Below are 20,821 nucleotides of genomic sequence, written 5' to 3'. Positions count from 1 at the left end.
CCCTCCCGGCCAATGCGCCATGGCACGCGCCAGCTATTTGGGGAGCGCACGCGCCATGGCGCTTGGTGCTCCGCCACTGGCCTGGTTTTGCGCCGCCAAATGGCCGGTTTTGTCTCCGCCGTTGACAGGATGGCTGGAAAACGAGAGAAGCCCGAAGATATCGTGCTGAAACTGCGACAAGTTGAAGTGCTGCAAGGGCAAGGACGGTCGACGGCGGAAGCTGTGCGGCAGATTGGTGTGACGGTTCAGAGCTATTATCTATGGCGTAAAGAGTATGGCGGTATGAGCCGCGATCAGCTCAAGCGCCTCAAAGAGTTGGAGACCGAAAACACTCGGTTGAGACGCGCGGTGTCGGATTTGACGTTGGACAAGATGATCCTCACCGAGGCTGCACAGGGAAACTTCTAAGTCCTTCCCGCCGCCGTCAGTGCATTGATCATGTGCGGCAGGCTCTCGGCGTATCTGAGCGCCGGGCCTGCCGCATACTCGGGCAGCATCGTTCGACACAGCGCAAGGTTCCTTGTGGCTTGCCGGACGAAGAACGGCTGACCGAGGACATCATCGCACTGACAGAAGAGTTTGGACGCTACCGCCACAACAGTGGCTCCGGCCTGACGGTGACGAGTGATTTCTTCGTCGATGGTCTCAGATCGGGTGACTTCACCACTTACGGCGCCGAGCTGAGACTGGCGTTTGAGTTCTGAGGGCGCGATGGCTCATGCCGTTTCCAGAAAACGAAAGGCCGCCCCGCTTCGGCGGCCTTTTTTTCTCTGGACCTTTGCTGCATGTGCTTGCGCTGGCTGCGTTTCAAAAGAAGCATCATGATCTTGCTAAAACGGGAAATCCGTTCCATGTCGCCATCACCCTCGGGTGCACGACTTCCGAACCGTTCGCTTCCGAACTAGCAAGCAAGAGTGAACTCGCGGTGGCATTGATGAGGCGCGTATGAACGGTAGCTCCGTCCCGCACAGCCGACGAATGCGGCCAGCTTCATGCTAAGTTTTGCACGACCAACAGAATTGGGCTGGCAGCGGTCGCAAGACGCAATGAGCACGAATGGCCGGCAAGGGTCGGTCGGGTCCTTCGGCTCTGACAGCGGAACCCGAGTTTACAAAGCCCGCTTACTGCGCATTGTAGCCGTTGGAGCGTTTCGCAGCATCTGTCACGTTGGGCTGGGCGCTCTGTCAGCCGAAAGCCTCCGCGATCTGTTTTCGGTGCTTGATAGACAGGGCATAGCCTTCGCGCCGGGTGGTTCTACCGTCGATTGCTGAATATCTCGATTTCTGCGCGATATGTGGGGTCACGCAGGCTTGGCGCAGGTCGGCGACGAATTTGACGCCGAGCGTCAGCCGCTGTGTCGACCCCGGATGTGGCGGTGGACCATGTCGAGTGCCGCGCGGTTCTCCATCGTCGCCGTCGTCGGGTAAACTGTCCCCCGGACCGTTTTCTGACCCTCCTCCACCCATGGAAGCACGGCACTGCCCCGGCTCCGGGTGAACTTCGGCGGGGCTGCCGGGTCCCGTTGGGCTTCCCGGGTCATCGTCAGCGGGCATATCACCTGCCTTTGCCTGAAATCTGTCCACTGGACAGTTTTCCGGGCACCCTTCATCCCAAACCGGATCGTCGATCCCTACGCCCACGAAAAAGCGGAAAAGCAGGTTATATTGTATTTGTTCCGTCAACTGCCGGGTCGTGTCGAAGGCACGCCTCCGGGGTGACCGGATCGAGAAAAGGATCTGGATCAGGCTCGCCCGGATCAGCCGTTCCGACGGGACCGAAGGACGGCCAAAATCGGTGTAGAGCGCCTCGAACTTGGCATCCAGACTGGCCAGCGCATCATTCACCACCTGCCTGATTCTGCGCAGTGGATGCCGAGCGGGAATGCGCTCTTCCAGATCAACAAAGCTGTACAGTGACCCGCTTGCCTCATCCGTCCCACGCATCTTCACCCACGCCGTGCAAAGAGTGAATCATGTTCCGCAAACCAGGCCGAGAGCCGACTATTTCAGCGCCATGTCAACTCATCACACACGCTGCGCTTGGTACGGTTGATACATGACGCCGGACAAACCAGTCGTTCAATCTCTGCACCCGGATGTCTGCTTTGATCAGCCCCAATCTTTACAGTCTTACCTTTTCGGCTGGGACATTCTGTGGCGTTACGACCTGTACGTTTGATATCGCTGTCATCAAAGGGTCTTGCGTCAGCTTGTGGTGATACAGAAACGCATGAAAGACATTTTCCAAATCAACGCCCAAGTCATGATGCAAAACAAAGTTAAGGCGACCTGCTTTTAGCAACGCCCTGTTATCTTTATCAAGATCATGAGCGATGAATATATCAGGCTTCAGCCCATTCTGCGCAAGAGCATTCAGGATCGTATGGTTCCCACCGCCCATGGAATAAACTGCGCGCAAATGATCCACTGCGCCATGTAGAATACTGGACTTGTTATGCAGAACGGCGCCTTCGCTACTGACATCCACAATGCGCAGCTTTGGGCACAACTCTTTCAGGGTCAGTTTGAATGCAACCTCTCGCTCTTCCTCCCCCAAGAACTGATCATTGCTCCGTGAGGTCAGGACCGTTCCAGTGACATCGCCAACAGTTTTTGAGATCAGATAGGCCGCAGTCCGGCCAGCACTTTGGTTATCAAGCCCGACATAGGCAATGCGCCGGGTCGCGGTCAGGTCGGTTACAAGCGTGATGACGGGGATGCCTGATGCAGCCAATTCATCGACAGCCGCCCGCACCGCGGGGATATCGCGCGTCTTCAGGCAAACGCCGTGGCTTCCACGCTTTGCGATACGCGCCAAAACCTGCAAGACGTCCGCTTCATTCATGATTTCATGCATCACAAATCTGAGACGGCAAACGGCGATTCCGATCCGTGGCAATACGTCCTCGGCGGCTCGTTTGATCTCGCGGCTAAAGCGGTCTGGTGCCTCGATGACAAAATCGAAAAACAGACGTCGTCCCCGTGCTGAAAGCTGGGCCTCTTGTCCTTCGAGCTCGGCGATAGCCGCTGTGACCCGCGCCTTGGTTTGTGGGCTGACATGGACACGGCCATTGATCGCACGGTCAATCGTCGCCGGGCTGAGCCCCGATTGTCGGGCTATTTCTTTCAGTGGAAAGCGATGTGTCATTGATGTGTTCTTGATGTATTTTTAAAATCGGATCAAGGCCGTGCTGCTGCATGCTATGTGCAACCAGAGGAGACGCACCATGAAAGACCAGATCGAACCCAAAGTTGGATATTTTGAGACTGCCGCATGCGACCTGAACGTTTTTCAAACGCTGATTGAACAATCGCTCGATCGTGTATCGGTCCCGCACGCGTTTGACATCCAAGAAAACACGCCGATTTATGATATGGAAAAGCTTCGGGCGTCCCTCGAAGACAAGGAACTGCGGCGGAAGATCATGGCCGAATGGGCGCATGTGCTGATGCATGGTGCGGGCGTTCTGGTCCTGCGAGGGGCCTATGCAGAGACTGCGGTATTGGACGAAGCAACATCGATTTATGAAGCCATCATTGCCCAAGAGAAATTGGCAAGCGATGGGGGCGGGGATCATTTTGCGGCGTCAGGGTCCAATGATCGTATTTGGAATTCACTACAAAAACTCTGCGAAAATGCGCCTGATGTGTTTCTTCGTTATTTTGCGAATACCTCCATCGCGGCGGTGTGCGAGGCATGGTTGGGGCCGAATTATCAGATGACTGCACAGGTCAATCTGGTCCATCCGGGTGGTGCTGCGCAACAAGTCCATAGGGACTACCATCTGGGCTTTCAGACGGCTGAAATCAGTTCTGATTACCCCGCACATGTGCATGATCTGTCGCCGGCGCTGACGCTGCAAGGGGCTGTCGCCCATTGCGACATGCCAATCGAGAGCGGGCCGACCAAACTGCTGCCATTCTCGCAGCTTTACCGCGCAGGCTATGCTGCCTGGCGACGTCCGGATTTTCAGACCCTTTTTGAAGAACGTCATATCCAACTGCCTTTGACCAAAGGAGACGCCTTATTTTTCAATCCCGCGCTGTTTCATGCAGCAGGCGCGAACACGAGTGAGAATATTCACCGTATGGCCAATCTGTTGCAGGTGTCCTCTGCCTTTGGGCGCGCAATGGAGACGGTTGATCGTCGCAAGATGTGCAAGCTTCTGTATCCATTCGCTTTGGAATCCCGCAATGATGGCACCCTGAATGCATCAGAATTGGCCGCGACGATTGCTGCGGCGGCAGAGGGGTATTCCTTTCCAACCAATCTGGATCGTGACCCCCCCAAAGGCGGCCTAGCACCAGAAACCCAGCAGGCGCTGTTCGCGCGGGCAATTGCCGAGAGCATGAATGACCAAGAGTTTGCAAGTCACCTCGATCAAATGAGTGCGAAGCAAACTGCGTAGCAGCAGGTCACGCGCATAATTTTCTCGGCTAGCTAAGAAATGCGGCGATCGCAAAACAGTCATGGATCGCCTTGCCGAAACCGGTCACTCTGAGTTCAAAACCTGCTTTTGTCGCATCTGGCAGGACGGGCTGTGGAATGCCCCCACTGAAATAGTCCACCAATTGGGATATGATTGTCCCGTTTTTGGGAGGACTAAACGATGGCTGGAAAACGAGAGAGGCCAGAAGATATCGCGCTTAAGCTTCGACAGGTTGAAGTTTTACAAGCACAGGGATCGGAGCACTTGCGAGGAAACCGCCTTCATTCCGCCTCGGGACTTTTGGAAAACGGCTAAGCGAGAGTTTCAACGCATGGTTCGGGGCGAGTTTTTGAATGGTGAGGTCTTCTAGTACCGGCGCGAGGCCCAGATCCTGATCGGGAAGTGGCGCCGTCACGACAACATGATGAGAGGGCACAGCGCTCTGGGAGATCTCCTCAGCCAGCGCCCAAAAGCATCATCCCGGTAGACCAGAGGCCGACCATGCACGAACATTAAACCGGATCAGTGGTGGAGGCACTCCAGTTCGAAATCCTCCCTCATTCAAACCCCGAAATCTGCCCAGGGGTGCTGACGTCAGACAGCGTCACACCGTGCCGCCAAGCGACCCTTCCAGCGTTGCCAACTCCTGACCGCCTGCCATCATATCCTGCAATTCTTCTGGGGAAATCTCGCCTTTCATAGCCGTGCCATAGGTCTTGCCCCGGTTCAGAACCGTGAAGCGGTCGCCAACAGCCATTGCGTGACGCACGTTGTGGGTGATGAAGACAACCGAAATCCCCTGTTTTCGCACCTTATCCACCGTCGCCAGCACATTCGCTGTTTGGCGGACGCCTAGCGCGGATGTAGGTTCGTCCAAGATCAGCACCTTCGCGCCGAAATGCACGGCCCGCGCGATGGCGACCGTCTGGCGTTCCCCGCCCGACAAAGTGCCGACCGCCTGATCGGGACCACGCAGGTTGATGCCCATATTGCGCATTTCCCGCATGGTCACTTCATTGGCGTGCTCGTGATCGAAAAACCGCAAACCCGCGATCTTTTTGATCGGCTCGTTGCCCATGAAAAAATTCCGGCTGACCGACATCAGCGGGATCATCGCAAGGTCTTGATAGACCGTCGCAATCCCGGCCGCGATACTGTCGCGCGGATCGTCGAACTGCATCGGTTTGCCTTCGAACATGATCTCGCCGTGGGTGGGTTTATGGACGCCGGACATGGTTTTGATGAACGTCGATTTTCCAGCGCCGTTGTCGCCCAGAAGGCAGTGACATTCGCCCGGATAAAAATCGACCGTGACACCCGCCAGCGCGATGACCGAACCAAAGTGCTTCTCGATGCCTTTCATTTGAATGATCGGTTCCATCAGCGCTCTCCCGTGATCAGGCGGCGAATATAGGTGTTGAGGATGACCGCCAGCAGCAAAATCACGCCGAGGAATACGCGAAACAGCGAGCTTTCGACATTCGCAAAAAACAGGCCTTGCTGCACCACTCCAAAGATCAAGGCACCAAGGGCGGCACCAATCACCGATCCGTAGCCACCCGTCAGCAACGCGCCGCCGATAACCACAGCAATAATCGCCTCGAATTCCTTCAGAAGGCCACGGTCCGCCCCGGCAGAACCGAACTCCATCACCTGACAGACCGCAAAAACAGTGGCGCAGAAGGCGGTAAACATGAACATCTTGATCTTGACCGCATCCACCGGAACACCGGCATAGCGGGCGGCTTGCGCATCGCCGCCCGCCGCAAAAATCCAGTTGCCGAACCGCGTGCGCGTTAGAACGATATGGCCGAAAATCACCAGTGCAATCGCCCAGATAATCAGCATCGGGATCCCGTCGATCACCGGCTGGCCTTCGAGGTTGCCGCGCGTGAAGGTCGAAATCCAACCATTGTCGCCTAGCCATTGAAAAATCGGGCCGCCTACTTTGCCGCCAAACAGCGGTGCCAGCCAATCGCCCTCGGCTGCTTCGCGGATACCACCGATGATGGTTTTGCTTTCAACGGTTTGTGGGATGAAAATGGTGAAGCCGCGCAAAATGAACAGCGTGGCCAGCGTGACAATAAAGCTCGGCAATCCGGTTTTGACCACAATGTAGCCGTTCAGGGCCCCAAACGCGATGCAGATCGCAAAGGTAATCAGGATCGCAATCCACATGGGCCACCCCAGCACCACGCCAAAAATCGCAATCATCATCCCCGCGAACCCGATCATCGACCCCACAGAGAGGTCGAATTCACCCGCGATCATCAACAAACAGGCGCCCACAGCAATAATCATGAATTGCGCCGAAACGGTCGTCCAGTTCATGACACCTTGCATGTTGAACATGCCGCTATCAAAGGCGAAAAGCAGGAAAAAGGTAAAAACGGCCACGACACCAACCATACCACCCAGTTCGGGGCGGATCATGGCACGGCGCAGGCCGGACATTTCTTTGACCCGTTCGTCAGTGCTGGATGTGTCAGTCATGGCCCCACCAATCCTAAAGTACATGGAAAAAGGGCGAGCACGGCAAAGCCGCCTCGCCCCGTCGCTCAGTCGCTTCTACCGGAATTCACCAGCAAACTCTTCGACCTTTTCAAGGCCGCTCGCCGTGACAAAACCCGGACCGGAGTTGATATTGTTGCCGGGCAAAACGCCATAACGGTCATAGTTTGCAAGAACGACGACCGGCAGGTAGGCCTGCAGGAACGGCTGCTGGTCAATGCCCCACTGGATCGTGCCATCCTTGATGCCTGCGACGATATTTTCGCCCAGATCGAATGTGCCGAAATAGATATCACCGGCCATTCCGTTTTCCTGCAATGCAAGGATCGTCGGATCGGCAGACGTCGGCCCAAGCGTCAAAACGGCATCGGTATCAGGGTTGGTATTGAGGTAGGCCAGAACGCGATTCTTGATTTCAGCAGGGTCTTGACCAGCGTCGATCATCTGATTGCCCAAATCGATACCCAGACCATCTGCGAAACCCTGGCACCGCTCGGTTGACGAGGGTGAGCTGATGTAGTGGTTCACGCACAGAAAGCTGCCAACGCCGTCACCGGCGGCACGTTGGCCCGCCGCGAACCCTGCGTCATATTCAGGCTGGCCGACATACATCAGCGCGCCAACTTCACGGGCCTGATCGGGCGTGCCCGAGTTCATGATGATCACGTCGATACCTTGGTCAACCGCTGCGCGGATCGGGCCGGACAGCACATCAAAATCAGCCAGCGTTGTGATAATACCATCGGGCTGGGCGGCGGCTGCCTGTTCGATGATGCGGGCCATATCCGCCAGATCACCCGTTGGCGGGTTGCGGTATTCAACAGTCACACCCATCTGCTCACCAGCAAGGGCCACACCGTTTTTCACAGTGTTCCACCAGCTGTCCGAATCAGGCGCATGGCTGACCAGAATATAGGTCAGATTATCGCCGTGCCCGTCAGCAGACACCATCAGCGGGGACGCAATCACAGCGGCCGTCAACATTAGTTTCTTCATTGCAGATTTCATTTTGTTCCTCCCAAGAACGTCAAATCGATGGCTGCCGGGCATTACACATCCCTGAGCAATTATGATCAAAGCACGGATTCGATATTCTTGCAACCGCTTGCAAAAAGAACCAGAAATATTTTTACTGCGGCGTCAGGCGGGGTGGGTTAGTCACAACGGAAACAGCGAATTTGATGGATATAAAAAATGGTGCCAACGCTGAAAGATGTCGCAGAACGGGCGGGCGTTTCGACCTCAGCTGTGTCGCGCGCGTTTACCGAAGGCGCGTCTGTCTCCGTTAAAATGCGCAGCAAAGTCGAAAAAGCCGCAACAGAGCTGGGCTATAGCCCGAACTTTCTAGCCCGCTCGCTGGCTACGCGGCGTACCAAGTTGATCGGGCTTGTGTCCAACAACTTCCACAATCCGATTTTTCTTGAGGTCTTTGATCTTTTTACCCGCAGTCTTCAAAATAGGGGCCTGCGGCCCCTTTTGGTGAACCTTAGCAGTGAAACCGATCCCGAAAGTTCGGTCAGAATGTTGCAGCAGTATTCGGTCGACGGGGTGATCGTCGCGTCCTCGACCCTGCCACCGGAGTTCTCAAAGGCATTCCGAGACAAGAAAATCCCGGTCGTAAATACCTTCGGTCGACATTCCAGCAGTCCCGAAGTCCATGTCGTGGGCATTGATAATGTCGCGGCGGGCCGCCTGGCGGCGCGCGAGCTTGTGGCGCGTCATTACAAATTAGTCGGGTTCCTTGGCGGACCACAGAGCGCCACCTCCACAGTTGATCGCCTCGAAGGGTTCATGAACGAAATGGCCCTGCACCCTGAAATCGCAGTGAGCCACTCCTTTGCTGAGGCCTATTCCTTCAAAGCGGGGCGTGTAGAAATGCTGCGCCTTGCGCAAACCGATCTCGCAGAAGCGTATTTTTGCGGCGATGACGTGCTGTCCATCGGCGCGCTGAGTGCGCTGAAGGATGTGGGCAAACGGGTACCCGAGGACGTGGGCCTGATCGGGCTGAACGATATGGAAATGTCGGGCTGGGAAAACATCGCGCTGACGACTGTGCGCCAACCGATAAAGCAGATCATCAATTCATCCGTCGAACTGATGGCCGCCATGCTCGACGAGCCGGACCGCTACCCCGAAGCGCGCCTGTTTCCCTGTCAGGTGATCGAGCGCGGGACGTTACGCCCGCGCCCTTAATTTACCGAAACATTGGTGGGCGCGCATCAACCCATGCGCCTTTGGCCTTGGCCGATTGCACCGCCTGATGCACCGCCGCCATCGAACGCACGCCGTCCTCGGCCGTGGGCAAGCCGTCGCGCACCTCGCCCCGGATGGACGCCGCGAGGTCGACGTAAATATTGGCAACCGCCAGCGGGAACCCTTCGGGATGGGCGATGGCCACGCGCGACAGGCGCGCCGCCTCGTCCGACAACCCGCCTTCGCCCTTTTCCATGATCTGGGTGCGCCCGCCAACCGGCGTGTAATACACTTGGTTTGGTTGCTCAGACGCCCAGCGCATGCCCCCGGTTTCGCCAAACACCTGAATGTCAAATCCGTGCTGGCGCCCGATGGCGACGGAGCTGGTCCAAAGCCGCCCGACGGTGCCGCCATCCATGCGAAAATTCACCATCGCGTCGTCTTCCAATTCGCGCGATGTAATGGTTGAAGCGAAATCAGCACTCAGCTCGCGCACCTGCTGGCCAGATATGAAACTGGCCATATGCAGCGCATGAATGCCACAATCTGCAAACTGGCCGGATACGCCCGCCATCTTCGGATCATAGCGCCAGCGCACGCGCGGATTGTCGGCGTCCGTGGCGTCACCGTGATGGCCGTGGCTGAAATTCGTCACTATCAGCCGGACCTTGCCCACCTGCCCCGTGCGCACCATCTCACGCATTTCGCGCACCATCGGATAGGCCGAATAACAGTAATTCACCGCGCAAATCTTTCCGGTTTTAGAGGCGATCTTCACAATCTCCTCGCCCTCCTCAACGGTCATGGTCATCGGCTTTTCGCACAGCACGTTGAACCCGCCTTCAAGGAAGGATTTGGTGATCTCGAAATGTGTGGAGTTTGGCGTGGCCACAGTCACCAGATCAACGCGGTCGTCGCGTCCGGTTTCGCCCGCCAGCATCTCGCGCCAGTCGCCATAGGCGCGGTCCGGCGCGACCCCCAAACGTTGCGCATAATCGCGCCCTTTTTGCGGGTCATGGTCTAGCGCCCCCGCCGCCAGCGCGAAATTGCCATCGGCCTGCGCGCCAAGCCTATGCGCCGGGCCGATCTGGCTGCCCTCGCCGCCGCCAATCATGCCCCAATTCAAACGCGTCATAGTGTTCCCCTTAAAAACCAATGCTTTGCAGATATTCGCGGTTTGCCTTCGCATCTTCCATCGGGGTGCCGGGCATGGAGGGGTCGCAATCCTGTTCCACCGTGCACCAGCCCGCGAAATTATGGTCCAGCAGCACCTGACGCACGGCCGCAAAATCCACGTCGCCCTGCCCCAGATTGCAGAAAATCCCCTGCCCGCAGGCCGTGTAGAAATCTGTGCTTTTGGCCACCACATCGACCTTCACCCCAGGATCAATATCCTTGAAATGCATGTAACTGATGCGGTCCATATGGCGCTTCATGAACGCCACCGGGTCGAACCCCGCGTAAGAATGGTGCCCCGTGTCGAAACAGATTTTCAGGATGCGCTCGTCCACCTTGTCCAGCAGGCGCTCAAGCTCGGGCTCGAAATCCATGAAGCCTGCCGCGTGGGCGTGAATGCCGACGGTAAGCCCATATTCCTCGGTCCCCATTTTTGCGATGGTCTCGATGCGGTCGCGAAACGCGGCCCATTCCGCCGCGTCCATCTGTTCGGCTTCGGTGGCGCGGCCTGCGGTGGGCGCGCGGCGCGGTGAAATGCTGTCGATCAACACCAGATGCTGCGCGCCGTGGGCGACCAGCGCCTTGCAGGTGCGGATGCTGGCATCCATCACATCATCCCACATCGCAGGGTCGTGAAAGGCGCGAAACACCACGCCGCCGATGATTTCCAGATCCCGCTCAGCCAAGGCCGGGGCCAGCACGGCAGGGTCTTCGGGCATGAAGCCGATCGGCCCCAGTTCGATGCCTTTATAGCCCGCACCGGCGCATTGATCCAAAACCGATTGCCACGTCGGATAGGACGGATCACTGGGAAATTCGATGCCCCATGAACACGGGGCGTTGCCTATCTTGATCGTCATTTTCTTGCCTTTCGAAGTATTAGAGGGAGGCCACATCGACCCATGTTTTTGTCCGGTTCGACGCCATGGCCGCAGCAATGATCTGATTCACGTCCATGCCATCGCGGAAGGTCGGCCAGACGGGTGTTTTGGTTTCAATCGCTTGCAGAAAATCGCGCGCTTCGATGATGATCTGGTCTTGGTATCCGGTGCCGTGACCGGGCCCCTGGCAGAACGGCAAATAGTCGGGATGCGCGGGGCCGGTCAGGATTTTGCGAAATCCGCGCGTGGCTTCGGGCTCGTCCGTCGTATAAAGCCAGATCGCATTCTGATCTTCCTGATCAAACCGGATTGCGCCCTTTGTGCCTGTTATTTCATAGGCGTAGCCCATTTTTCGCCCGTGGCTGATGCGGCTGAAATACATTTGCCCCATGGCCCCGTTCGCAAAGCGGCACATCATCTGCCCGTGATCATCGTTGGTGACGCTGCCACCGGGGCGCGATGTGTGGACGATTTCAACCTCCGCCATAACCGCGCGGATCGGACCGATCAGGGCCAGCGCGCCGTTGATCATATGTGGCGCCAGATCGCCCATGGTACCGTTCGCATCGCCCTGCGTGCGCCATGTTGCGGGGCTGTCGGGGTCGGCCAGAAAATCCTCGGTATGCTCCCCGCGAAACCACGTGACATCGCCGATTGCCCCCTGCGCAACCAACTGGCGCACAAATTGACTGGCGGGCGTGCGGATGTAGTTGAACCCCACCATATTCGTGTGCCCCTGCGCCGCCGCCACCATCGCGCGGCTTTGTTCCAGCGATGCGCCCAGCGGTTTTTCGCAAAACACCGGCTTGCCCAGCGCGAAGGCGGCCTGCGCGATGTCACAATGGGTTTCTTGCGGGGAGGCGATGACGATAGCCTCCACCTTTGGATCATTCACCAACACCTGCCAGCTGTCGGTCGCGCGCGCAAACCCGTAGGCCACACGATATTTTTCCGCCGACGCGGGCGAGCTGGCGCAAATCATTTCAAGGCGCGGGCGCAGCGCGGTATTAAACACAGCACCGACAGCCGACATGGCAACAGCATGCGCCTTGCCCATATAGCCGCCACCAATGATTCCAATGCCGATTTCCGTCATGAGCCGCCTCTTCCGCGTAAATTTAGGTTTGCAACCGGTTGCAAAGTTAGTATCCTTGGATTCGAAACCGTGCAAGCGACAAACGCGCCTCGGCGACTTTGCGACTTTGCGAAAGAAATAAACGAATGACGAATGGGACACTCCGGCTGACAACGGCGCAGGCGATTATCAAATATCTGGCCAACCAATATATCGTGGTGGACGGGCAGGACATGCGCCTGTGCGGCGGCGGTTTTGGGATTTTCGGCCACGGCAATGTCACTTGTCTGGGTGAGGCGCTGTATGACGCGCGCGACGCCCTGCCGCTGTATCGCGGACAGAACGAGCAAAGCATGGGGTTCGCCGCGGCAGGGTATGCCAAACAGTGGCTGCGCCAGCGGTTCATGTTTTGCACGGCCAGCGCAGGGCCGGGCACCGCGAACCTGCTGACCAGTGCGGCTTTGGCCCATGCAAACCGCCTTCCAATGTTGATGTTGTGCGGCGACACCTATGTCACCCGCCTGCCCGATCCGGTGCTGCAACAGCTGGAACATTTCGGCAATCCGACGCTGGGCGTGAATGATGCGTTCAAGGCGGTGACACGGTTCTGGGACCGGATCACGCATCCGGCGCAAATCCTGAATTCATTGCCTGCGGCCATTGCTACCATGTTGGACCCTGCTGATTGCGGCCCTGCCTTCATCGGCCTGCCGCAAGACGTGCAAGGCTGGACATTTGACTATCCCGAAAGCTTTTTTGACAAACGCGTCCATCGTGTTCGCCGCCAACCACCCGATGCAGCGGAGATTGCCGATGCGGTGGCCCAGCTTAAAAACGCTAAGCGCCCGATGATTATCGCAGGCGGGGGCGTTCAATATTCCGGTGCGGTCGCTGCCCTGACGGATTTTGCGGTGGCCCATGATATTCCCGTGGTCGAAACCATCGCGGGGCGCGCGAACCTGCATCAGGATCATCCGCTGAACATCGGGCCGGTCGGCGTGACCGGTTCCGACAGCGCCAATGCCATCGCCGAGCAGGCAGACGTGATTTTGGCCGTGGGCACGCGGTTGCAGGATTTCACCACCGGATCATGGACAGCCTTCGCGCAAGACGCCCGCATCATCGGGCTGAACGTGGGCCGCCATGACGCGATGAAGCACCTCTCCATGCCGGTGATCGGGGATGCGAAGCTGGGCCTCATCGCATTCGGGCATGGTCTGAATGGCTATAAAACCCCCGCAACTTGGGTCGATTTCGCCAAAGCGGAGCGGGTCAAATGGGTGGCTTATACCGATGACATCACGACCGTCGGCAATGGGCCAAATTCCTACGCGCAAGCAATCCGCGCGGTGAACGATCTGTGCGATCCGCGCGACCGTGTTGTGGCCGCCGCAGGTGGACTGCCTGCAGAGGTGACGGCCCATTGGCAGACCAAAGACATCGGCACCGTCGATGTGGAATTCGGGTTTTCCTGCATGGGCTACGAGATTGCGGGCGGATGGGGCGCGCGCATCGCGCAGGCCGAACGCGAGCCTGACAAAGACACCATCGTTTTCACCGGCGACGGGTCCTATCTGATGCTGAATTCGGACATCTATTCATCTGTCTTGACGCAGAAAAAACTGATCATTCTGGTGCTCGACAACGGTGGTTTCGCCGTCATCAACAAGCTGCAAAACAACACAGGCAATGAAAGTTTCAACAACCTGATCGCCGACAGCCCGACAATCCCGAAATCATTTGCGGTCGATTTTGCGGCCCACGCCGCATCGATGGGGGCCAACGCGGAAACAGTGTCGAACGCAACCGAGCTGGGTGCCGCGTTCCTGCGCGCAAAATCTGCCGAAAAGACCAGCGTCATAGTCATGCAGGTCGACCCTTATGACGGCTGGACAACACAAGGCCACGCTTGGTGGGAAGTCGGCACACCGCATATCACCGAGAACCCCAAAGTCGCGGAAAAACACCACGAGACCGAAGCCGGACGCAGCAAGCAGCGGAAAGGCGTGTGATGGATGTGATCGCCGCCATCAAACAAAACCGCTTTGTGGTTGTGGGCCGCGTGGGTATGGATTTGTTTCCGCCCGACGGTGTCGCCGTGGAAGACGCGATATCCTATACTGCCGACATGGGCGGGTCATCGGCCAATATCGCCGCCGGTCTGGTGAAACTCGGCGGTCAGGCATCGCTTGTGACGCGGGTGTCGAACGATGCAGTGGGGCGCTTTTGCGTCAAAAAGCTGCGCGAATATGGTGTTGGTACGCAATATGTCACGGCTGTTAGCGGGGAATTTCGCACATCGCTCGCGCTTTATGAAAGCCGTGTTGAAGGCCATCAGTCAGTCATCTACCGTAACGGCGCTGCAGATTTTGAATTGACTATTCAAGATGTAGAAGCGGTGGATTACAGCCAATTCAGCGCGCTGATTACCGCCGGGACTGTCTTCGCGTCTGAGCCGTCGCGCACGGCTACATTCCTCGCCTTTGAGCTGGCGCGCGCCGCCGGGCTGCCGATTATTTTTGACGTTGATTACCGCCCCTACAGCTGGCCCAGCCCGCAGGTCGCGCAAGATGTGCTGTCGCGCGCTGGCGCACTGTCAGATGTGATCGTCGGCAATGATGATGAATTTGGCTTTATGGCGGGAAACAAAGACAAAGGTATAGCCCGCGCGCGGGCGTTGTCGCGTGATGTGGCCATCGTCATTTACAAACGGGGCGAACATGGTGCTGTGACCTTTGCGGGCGGCGAGGTCATTGCGACGGGCATTTACCCTGTGACCGCCCTGAAACCCACCGGCGCGGGAGACAGTTTTATGGCCGGACTTCTGACATCACTGGCCAGCGGCCATGATCTGAAAACATCCTTGCTGCGCGGATCAGCCTGCGCCGCCATCGTCGTGGCCAAACCCGGCTGCGCGCCAGCCATGCCGTTTCCTGCCGACCTCGAAACTTTTCTCGCCGAACACCCCGGCCCCACGCAAGCTGCCTAAGGAATGTCACATGCATATCGCACCGCACGACAATAAAAACAAACCCATCGTGGATGCAGACGATCCGACTGTACCGCTAAACTATTTTAACATCGTTAAACTGAAAGCGGGAGAGGCATTTGAATATCAGGTGCCGGGTTATGAAACCTGCATCGTCCCCGCGACGGGCACCGTTGATGTCGATGTCGAAGGCGTCAAATACGCGGCGCTTGGGCAGCGCACCCTCGATGTCTGGGATGGTGAGCCGGAAGGCGTTTATGTCCCCGTCGGGGCCAAAGTCACGATCGTGGCTACCCGCGACACCGAAACCTTCATCGCCGGGGCAAAATACGACAAGGTGCTGGACCCGTTCGACGTACGCGTGGCCGATCTGGACAAAGTGCAATACGGCAGCGACGACACCAAAACACACCGCAAAATCAAACACATCCTTGGCACAAAATATCACGACAAAGTCGGGCGCTTGCTGGTGTCCGAATTGTTCACCGTCGGCCAAGGCGGCTGGTCGGGCTTTCCCGCGCATAAACACGACACAGACCGTACAGATGCGGATGGCACCATCATCGAAACCCGCCACGACGAGACCTATAACTTTCGCTTCAAACCCAACCACGGCTCCGGCGTGCAGATCATCCAGCGCGAGGAAGGCAAACCCGGCGACGCGCACCAGTTGATGGACGGCTCCACGATCATGCTCGACAGCGGCTATCACCCCTGCGCCGTGATGCCGGGCTACGAAATGTATTATTTCACCATCCTCGGCGGGCTGAGCCAGCGCAGTCTGGTGCAATATTTCCAGCCGACACACGCCGCGCAGGTCGAAACCATTCCGGGCATCAAAAACATGATTGCGAAGTTCAAATGACGCTTGCGACCTTGGCGCAGGTCCTGCAACCAGCGCTGACCGGCAACTATGCTGTAGCCGGACTGGTCACGCTGGGCTGGGAAGATATGCGCGCCTATGTCGCCGCCGCCGAGGCCGAAAACTGCCCCGTCATCTTGCAGGCGGGACCGTCGTGCCGCGCCCATACGCCCCTGCCGGTGCTTGGCAAAATGTTCCGCCATCTGGCCGAGAACGCCAGTGTGCCTGTGGTGGCGCATCTGGATCATGGTTACACATTTGACGAGTGTAAGCAGGCTTTGGACGCCGGATTTACCTCGCTGATGTATGATGGATCGCGCAAAAGCCTGCAGCAAAACATCGACGAAACCGCAGCCATTGCCGAACTGGCCCATGCCGCCGGAATATCCTGCGAAGGCGAGATCGGCTTTGTCGGCTACGCGGATGGCGAAAATTCCGCAGGCACAGACCCCGAAGACGCCACAAAATTCGCGCGCGACTCCGGCGTCGATGCGATGGCCATTTCGGTCGGTAATGTTCATTTGCAACAAGACAAACAAGGCGGGCTGGACGAGCCGCGCCTGCGCGCGATCGAGGCGCTGACCACCATCCCGCTGGTCATTCACGGCGGCTCCGGCGTGCCCCTGGCGCAACGCACCGCACTGGCGCGCGGATCGAATGTGTGTAAATTCAACATCGGCACGGAATTGCGCATGGCCTTCGGCGCGGCCCTGGGCGAAGCTGTCAACAGCGACCCCGACCGGTTTGACCGCATCCAGATTTTGAAAGACACCCACGACCCGCTGGTCGCGGCCACCCGCACCGTACTGCGCGCGTTTCGCCCCCAAACATGACAGGCAAAGCTATGATAAATATCGGTATTCTTGGCTGTGGTCGCATCGGTCAGGTCCATGCGGCGACCATTCTGCGGATGAGCGAAGCGAAAGTAGTCTCGGTCTCGGATTTCCATGCGAAAGCAGCCCAAAAGCTGGCCGATAAAACCGGCGCGCGTGTGCAAACTACAGATGCGATCATCGCAAATCCGGAGGTTGACGCCGTCATTATCGGCACCCCGACAGACACGCATTACGACATCATCCATGCGGCATCCAAAGCCGGTAAAGCCATCTTCTGTGAAAAACCGGTTGATTTGTCCGCCGCGCGTATCCGCGCGTGCATGGAAGTTGTGCGCGCAAACAACACCCCCTTCATGACCGCATTTAACCGCCGTTTTGATCCCAGCTTTGCCCATCTGAAAAACTGCATCTTGAATGGCGACATTGGCGCGGTCGAACTGGTCTCGATCCTGTCGCGCGACCCTGCCCCGCCGCCGGTCAGCTACATCAAATCGTCTGGCGGTATCTTTCGCGACATGATGATCCATGACTTCGATATGGCGCGGTTTTTGCTGGGTGAAGACCCCGTGTCTGTTTTTGCTGTCGGCTCCGCGCTGGTGGACCCTGCGATTGGCGCTGCCGGTGATGTGGACACGGCTGCGGTCGTGCTCACGACTGCCTCCGGCAAAATTTGCCAAATCAGCAATTCGCGCCGCGCCACCTACGGATATGACCAACGTATCGAAGTCCACGGCTCCAAAGGCATGCTGCGCGCCGAAAACAAGCGCAACCACACGGTTGAAATTGCGACCGATGCGGGCTTTCGCACGGCCCCTGCGCAACATTTCTTTCTGGAACGTTATGAGGCCGCATATATGGCAGAGTTGACGCAGTTTGTTGCGGCACTCACATCCGGCGCACAGCAATCGCCGTCTATTTCCGATGGCTTGCATGCGCAAGTCTTGGCCGATGCCGCCCACGCATCGTTGATGTCCGGCCAACCGGTTAAAATTGTCTGATGTCAGCACTCGTGGGGCAAAATTGAGGATCGGATCGACGGAGGATTTCTGGTTCATCTTGTCGATGAGGACTAAAGCTGATGAAGACACCTGTGGCGTCGAAGGGCACGACAGACCATTTATGCGGCGAAAAATATCCGCGCGCGGAATGAGGCATCTGTCATCTGCTGGAATGCCCCCACTGAAGTGGTCCACCCACTGGGATATGTTTATCCCGATTTCAGGAGGACCAAAGGATGGCTGGAAAACGAGAGAAGCCCGAAGATATCGTGCTGAAACTGCGACAAGTTGAAGTGCTGCAAGGGCAAGGACGGTCGACGGCGGAAGCTGTGCGGCAGATTGGTGTGACGGTTCAGAGCTATTATCTATGGCGTAAAGAGTATGGCGGTATGAGCCGCGATCAGCTCAAGCGCCTCAAAGAGTTGGAGACCGAAAACACTCGGTTGAGACGCGCGGTGTCGGATTTGACGTTGGACAAGATGATCCTCACCGAGGCTGCACAGGGAAACTTCTAAGCCCTTCCCGCCGCCGTCAGTGCATTGATCATGTGCGGCAGGCTCTCGGCGTATCTGAGCGCCGGGCCTGCCGCATACTCGGGCAGCATCGTTCGACACAGCGCAAGGTTCCTTGTGGCTTGCCGGACGAAGAACGGCTGACCGAGGACATCATCGCACTGACAGAAGAGTTTGGACGCTATGGGTATCGCATGATTACCGGGATGCTGAACAACAGCGGCTGGCATGTAAATCATAAGCGTGTTGAGCGAATTTGGCGGCGGGAAGGGCTGAAAGTTCTGCAGAAACAACCCAAGAAGGGTCGGCTGTGGCTGAACGACGGGTCGTGCGTCCGGCTGCGGCCGGAGCGTCCGAACCACGTCTGGTCCTATGACTTTGTTCAGGATCGGACCCATGACGGACGCGTATATCGCACGCTGAATATCATTGATGAGTTTACAAAGGAGGCGCTGATGATCCGCGTCAAACGAAAACTTAATTCAACAGACGTGGTCGATGCGCTGACTGATCTGTTCATCCTGCGCGGGCCGCCGGAATACATAAGGTCTGACAATGGGGCGGAATTTATTGCAAAGAAAGTGCGCGCGTGGATCGGCGCGGTGGGTGCCAAAACAGCCTTTATCGCCCCAGAATCACCGTGAGGATCTGGAGGCCACTCTCAACGAAGGTGTTTCTCCCGCAAACCGTCGTTACCAGAAAGCCCTGATCACCAATGCCATCGATGAGTTGTCGAAATGGCACTGTTATACCGATGAGTTTCTCGTCCAGCAGAAGACCCGCAAAGTTGACAACGCCTTGCGCGTGGCCCCCTGGACAGAGGCCCTCACAAAGACACCTGACAAACTAGGCCGCAACGATCCCTGTCCCTGCGGCAGCGGCAAGAAGTTCAAGAAATGCTGCCTGCATTGAACCGGCCCGGCCAACATGAACCTGCGTTTCCAGCCCCTTCACCTCATGTAACTTGAGCGCACGGTTCGCCGCTGTGGTCCCGCGCGCCGAGAAGCGGGCGTGGTGTTTCCCGCCCCGTCATCAGCCATGTCCTCCGCCGTAATCCCGACCTGTGCTTCCAGATCAGTCCACCGCGCATCGGACCAACGGTCAGCGCCCAATATCCATGCGGCTGCCCGGGCATAGACGCGACAATCCAGAGCTTCATTGCGTTCGCGCAGCTTTTGCCATTCCAGCCGGGCAAAGCCGCGTTTGGTGCGCACCGTGATCAGTTGTTCGGCCGTGAATTGCTTCAGCCACTCGCCGTCCGCCCAGTTTGGCAGATGGATGGTTCCGGGCGGGCAAAGATGCCCAGCCTCGATTTCCTCCCGCGTCGGCCGGTCCTGGCGCAAATAGCGATAGGTCTCGGTCTTGAAGGTCGAAGTGGCGACCGTCCAAAGCCGCGCCCCGCGCCGCAGCCTTTTGCCTGCGATGGTCGCGTCCACATACGTCGGGCCAGTGACCGGGCTCGAGCGGTTGAAGCCCTCGACGCCTTTGACCGGGGCAACCTGCGCGAAGCCGACCTGTCGAGACCAGGCATATACGGCGCTGGTTTCGTAGCCCGTGTCGATGGCTAGGCGGGCCAATGTCATCGGTTGACCTGAGGCATGTTCCCATGTCTGACCGAGCAAATTGGTCAGCTGCTGCCAGCACGCCGGGTCGCCGGGCCCGCCCTCGATGACCAGGTGATCGATCAGCCAACTCTCCAGCCCGCGGCCCCAAGCCCAGACATCGACTTCGATGCGATCCTTCTGAACATCCGCTCCCGCAGTCAGGAACAGACCGCCTGTTGGCACGGTGCCCGGTTTCCATGCCTCGCGGCGATCCGCCAGCCGTTGCCAGTCGGGCGCCTCGCCGCTCTCGACCCATGTCTCGCCGAGGATCGTGTTGCGGAACGCCTTGATCGCCTCGTCCGAGCCTCGGGCCGCCTCCCAGGCGCGCGCGATCCGGTCCCAGCCGAGCCAGCCCACCGGCGAGTAGAGCGCCGAGAGGTGATAGCCGACGGTGCCGGGGTCCTCCGGCTCGGCGGTCGCGCGCCATTCGCCCGCTTCCAGCATCGCCGTCTTGTGGTGCTCCGCGATGGCCCCGTCGCAGCCCTCGCAGAGATACTCCGCCGTCTCCGGCCGCCCCTTCTCCCAGCGCAGCCGGTCGAACTTCAGCCACTGCATTGCGTCGCAATGCGGGCATGGCACGAAGAAGCGGCGCTGGTCGGACGCCTCGAGCTCCCGCTCGATTCGGGAGAGCCCCCGGATCGTCGGCGTCGAGACGAGGAACACCTTGCGCCGGTGGGCAAAGGTCAGCGAGCGCGCCTCGGCCAGCGTCACCGGATCGCCTTCCTCGTCGGCCGAGGCCGGATACGCGTCGACCT

At 58.0% G+C, this 20,821-nt stretch carries 16 protein-coding genes and 4 pseudogenes; 11 read left to right on the top strand and 9 right to left on the bottom strand.

Annotated features, from left to right (window positions below):
- Positions 1-129: 129 nt before the first annotated feature.
- Together ROE7235_RS20670 and ROE7235_RS15745 are read left to right on the top strand one after the other, a co-directional pair.
- Positions 130-590: pseudogene (locus ROE7235_RS20670) on the top strand (transposase); the annotation flags it as partial.
- A gap of 128 nt (positions 591-718) precedes the next feature.
- Positions 719-949, top strand: coding sequence for a hypothetical protein (locus ROE7235_RS15745; protein ID WP_121096442.1), 231 nt, complete (start codon positions 719-721; stop codon positions 947-949).
- 253 nt (positions 950-1,202) lie between these two features.
- Here ROE7235_RS15745 and ROE7235_RS20975 read toward each other — a convergent pair.
- Positions 1,203-1,943, bottom strand: a pseudogene (locus ROE7235_RS20975) (transposase); the annotation flags it as partial.
- Between the two features lie 178 nt (positions 1,944-2,121).
- Positions 2,122-3,147 (bottom strand): LacI family DNA-binding transcriptional regulator, encoded by a 1,026-nt coding sequence (locus tag ROE7235_RS15735; RefSeq protein ID WP_121096441.1) that lies wholly within the window; start codon positions 3,145-3,147, stop codon positions 2,122-2,124.
- A 79-nt stretch (positions 3,148-3,226) separates the two neighbouring features.
- On the opposite strand from ROE7235_RS15735, the gene ROE7235_RS15730 reads away from it, so the two are divergent.
- Positions 3,227-4,408, top strand: a complete 1,182-nt coding sequence (locus ROE7235_RS15730; protein ID WP_121096440.1) for a phytanoyl-CoA dioxygenase family protein — start codon at positions 3,227-3,229, stop codon at positions 4,406-4,408.
- Positions 4,409-5,033: 625 nt separating this feature from the next.
- Here the strand turns inward: ROE7235_RS15730 and ROE7235_RS15720 are convergent.
- The 3 genes from ROE7235_RS15720 to ROE7235_RS15710 all read right to left on the bottom strand — a co-directional run bounded on the left by ROE7235_RS15720 (position 5,034) and on the right by ROE7235_RS15710 (position 7,948).
- Positions 5,034-5,810 (bottom strand): ATP-binding cassette domain-containing protein, encoded by a 777-nt coding sequence (locus ROE7235_RS15720; protein WP_121096438.1) that lies wholly within the window; start codon positions 5,808-5,810, stop codon positions 5,034-5,036.
- Positions 5,810-6,922, bottom strand: a complete 1,113-nt coding sequence (locus tag ROE7235_RS15715; RefSeq protein ID WP_121096437.1) for an ABC transporter permease — start codon at positions 6,920-6,922, stop codon at positions 5,810-5,812. Before ROE7235_RS15715 ends, ROE7235_RS15720 begins: the two co-directional genes overlap by 1 nt.
- A gap of 75 nt (positions 6,923-6,997) precedes the next feature.
- Positions 6,998-7,948, bottom strand: a complete 951-nt coding sequence (locus tag ROE7235_RS15710; RefSeq protein WP_121096436.1) for a sugar ABC transporter substrate-binding protein — start codon at positions 7,946-7,948, stop codon at positions 6,998-7,000.
- 186 nt (positions 7,949-8,134) lie between these two features.
- Between ROE7235_RS15710 and ROE7235_RS15705 the strand changes: the two genes are divergently transcribed.
- A complete protein-coding gene (locus ROE7235_RS15705; protein WP_121096435.1) occupies positions 8,135-9,133 on the top strand; it encodes a LacI family DNA-binding transcriptional regulator in 999 nt (332 codons plus the stop codon).
- Between the two features lies 1 nt (position 9,134).
- Here the strand turns inward: ROE7235_RS15705 and ROE7235_RS15700 are convergent, their stop codons facing one another.
- The 3 genes from ROE7235_RS15700 to ROE7235_RS15690 are packed head-to-tail and all read right to left on the bottom strand — an operon-like array spanning position 9,135 to position 12,286.
- The gene (locus ROE7235_RS15700) at positions 9,135-10,268 is read right to left on the bottom strand and encodes a Gfo/Idh/MocA family protein (RefSeq protein WP_121096434.1); all 1,134 of its coding nucleotides are present in this window, start codon (positions 10,266-10,268) and stop codon (positions 9,135-9,137) included.
- A gap of 10 nt (positions 10,269-10,278) precedes the next feature.
- Positions 10,279-11,169, bottom strand: a complete 891-nt coding sequence (locus ROE7235_RS15695) for a TIM barrel protein (protein WP_121096433.1) — start codon at positions 11,167-11,169, stop codon at positions 10,279-10,281.
- Between the two features lie 19 nt (positions 11,170-11,188).
- Positions 11,189-12,286, bottom strand: a complete 1,098-nt coding sequence (locus ROE7235_RS15690) for a Gfo/Idh/MocA family protein (protein ID WP_183073541.1) — start codon at positions 12,284-12,286, stop codon at positions 11,189-11,191.
- 125 nt (positions 12,287-12,411) lie between these two features.
- Here ROE7235_RS15690 and iolD point away from each other — a divergent pair, with 125 nt between their 5' ends.
- The 7 genes and pseudogenes from iolD to ROE7235_RS15655 all read left to right on the top strand — a co-directional run.
- Positions 12,412-14,277, top strand: coding sequence for a 3D-(3,5/4)-trihydroxycyclohexane-1,2-dione acylhydrolase (decyclizing) (gene iolD, locus ROE7235_RS15685; RefSeq protein WP_121096431.1), 1,866 nt, complete (start codon positions 12,412-12,414; stop codon positions 14,275-14,277).
- On the top strand, positions 14,277-15,254 hold the full coding sequence (iolC, locus tag ROE7235_RS15680; protein ID WP_121096430.1) for a 5-dehydro-2-deoxygluconokinase: 978 nt from the start codon (positions 14,277-14,279) through the stop codon (positions 15,252-15,254). The genes iolD and iolC overlap by 1 nt, the downstream gene beginning before the upstream one ends.
- Positions 15,255-15,264: 10 nt before the next feature.
- Positions 15,265-16,119, top strand: coding sequence for a 5-deoxy-glucuronate isomerase (locus ROE7235_RS15675; protein WP_121096429.1), 855 nt, complete (start codon positions 15,265-15,267; stop codon positions 16,117-16,119).
- Positions 16,116-16,949, top strand: coding sequence for a class II fructose-bisphosphate aldolase (locus tag ROE7235_RS15670; protein ID WP_121096428.1), 834 nt, complete (start codon positions 16,116-16,118; stop codon positions 16,947-16,949). Before ROE7235_RS15675 ends, ROE7235_RS15670 begins: the two co-directional genes overlap by 4 nt.
- An 11-nt stretch (positions 16,950-16,960) precedes the next feature.
- Positions 16,961-17,950, top strand: coding sequence for an inositol 2-dehydrogenase (iolG, locus tag ROE7235_RS15665; protein ID WP_121096444.1), 990 nt, complete (start codon positions 16,961-16,963; stop codon positions 17,948-17,950).
- A 236-nt stretch (positions 17,951-18,186) separates the two neighbouring features.
- A pseudogene (locus ROE7235_RS15660) lies at positions 18,187-19,103 on the top strand (IS3 family transposase); the annotation flags it as partial.
- A 199-nt stretch (positions 19,104-19,302) separates the two neighbouring features.
- Positions 19,303-19,374, top strand: a pseudogene (locus ROE7235_RS15655) (SEC-C metal-binding domain-containing protein); the annotation flags it as partial.
- A 38-nt stretch (positions 19,375-19,412) separates the two neighbouring features.
- On the opposite strand, the gene ROE7235_RS15650 reads toward ROE7235_RS15655, so the two are convergent.
- Positions 19,413-20,821, bottom strand: a 1,409-nt coding sequence (locus ROE7235_RS15650; protein WP_183073540.1) for a phage terminase large subunit family protein, incomplete at its 5' end; no start/stop codon positions are given.

Source organism: Roseinatronobacter ekhonensis (genome assembly GCF_900499075.1).
GTDB classification, from domain to species: domain Bacteria; phylum Pseudomonadota; class Alphaproteobacteria; order Rhodobacterales; family Rhodobacteraceae; genus Roseinatronobacter; species Roseinatronobacter ekhonensis.
This window is presented reverse-complemented; position numbering and strand designations above follow the sequence as displayed.

Coding starts and splice junctions, on each gene's coding strand:
- ROE7235_RS15745 (WP_121096442.1), top strand. CDS start 719: ATGCCGTTTCCAGAAAACGAAAGGCCGCCCCGCTTCGGCGGCCTTTTT.
- ROE7235_RS15735 (WP_121096441.1), bottom strand. CDS start 3,147: ATGACACATCGCTTTCCACTGAAAGAAATAGCCCGACAATCGGGGCTC.
- ROE7235_RS15730 (WP_121096440.1), top strand. CDS start 3,227: ATGAAAGACCAGATCGAACCCAAAGTTGGATATTTTGAGACTGCCGCA.
- ROE7235_RS15720 (WP_121096438.1), bottom strand. CDS start 5,810: ATGGAACCGATCATTCAAATGAAAGGCATCGAGAAGCACTTTGGTTCG.
- ROE7235_RS15715 (WP_121096437.1), bottom strand. CDS start 6,922: ATGACTGACACATCCAGCACTGACGAACGGGTCAAAGAAATGTCCGGC.
- ROE7235_RS15710 (WP_121096436.1), bottom strand. CDS start 7,948: ATGAAATCTGCAATGAAGAAACTAATGTTGACGGCCGCTGTGATTGCG.
- ROE7235_RS15705 (WP_121096435.1), top strand. CDS start 8,135: ATGGTGCCAACGCTGAAAGATGTCGCAGAACGGGCGGGCGTTTCGACC.
- ROE7235_RS15700 (WP_121096434.1), bottom strand. CDS start 10,268: ATGACGCGTTTGAATTGGGGCATGATTGGCGGCGGCGAGGGCAGCCAG.
- ROE7235_RS15695 (WP_121096433.1), bottom strand. CDS start 11,169: ATGACGATCAAGATAGGCAACGCCCCGTGTTCATGGGGCATCGAATTT.
- ROE7235_RS15690 (WP_183073541.1), bottom strand. CDS start 12,286: ATGACGGAAATCGGCATTGGAATCATTGGTGGCGGCTATATGGGCAAG.
- iolD (WP_121096431.1), top strand. CDS start 12,412: ATGACGAATGGGACACTCCGGCTGACAACGGCGCAGGCGATTATCAAA.
- iolC (WP_121096430.1), top strand. CDS start 14,277: ATGGATGTGATCGCCGCCATCAAACAAAACCGCTTTGTGGTTGTGGGC.
- ROE7235_RS15675 (WP_121096429.1), top strand. CDS start 15,265: ATGCATATCGCACCGCACGACAATAAAAACAAACCCATCGTGGATGCA.
- ROE7235_RS15670 (WP_121096428.1), top strand. CDS start 16,116: ATGACGCTTGCGACCTTGGCGCAGGTCCTGCAACCAGCGCTGACCGGC.
- iolG (WP_121096444.1), top strand. CDS start 16,961: ATGATAAATATCGGTATTCTTGGCTGTGGTCGCATCGGTCAGGTCCAT.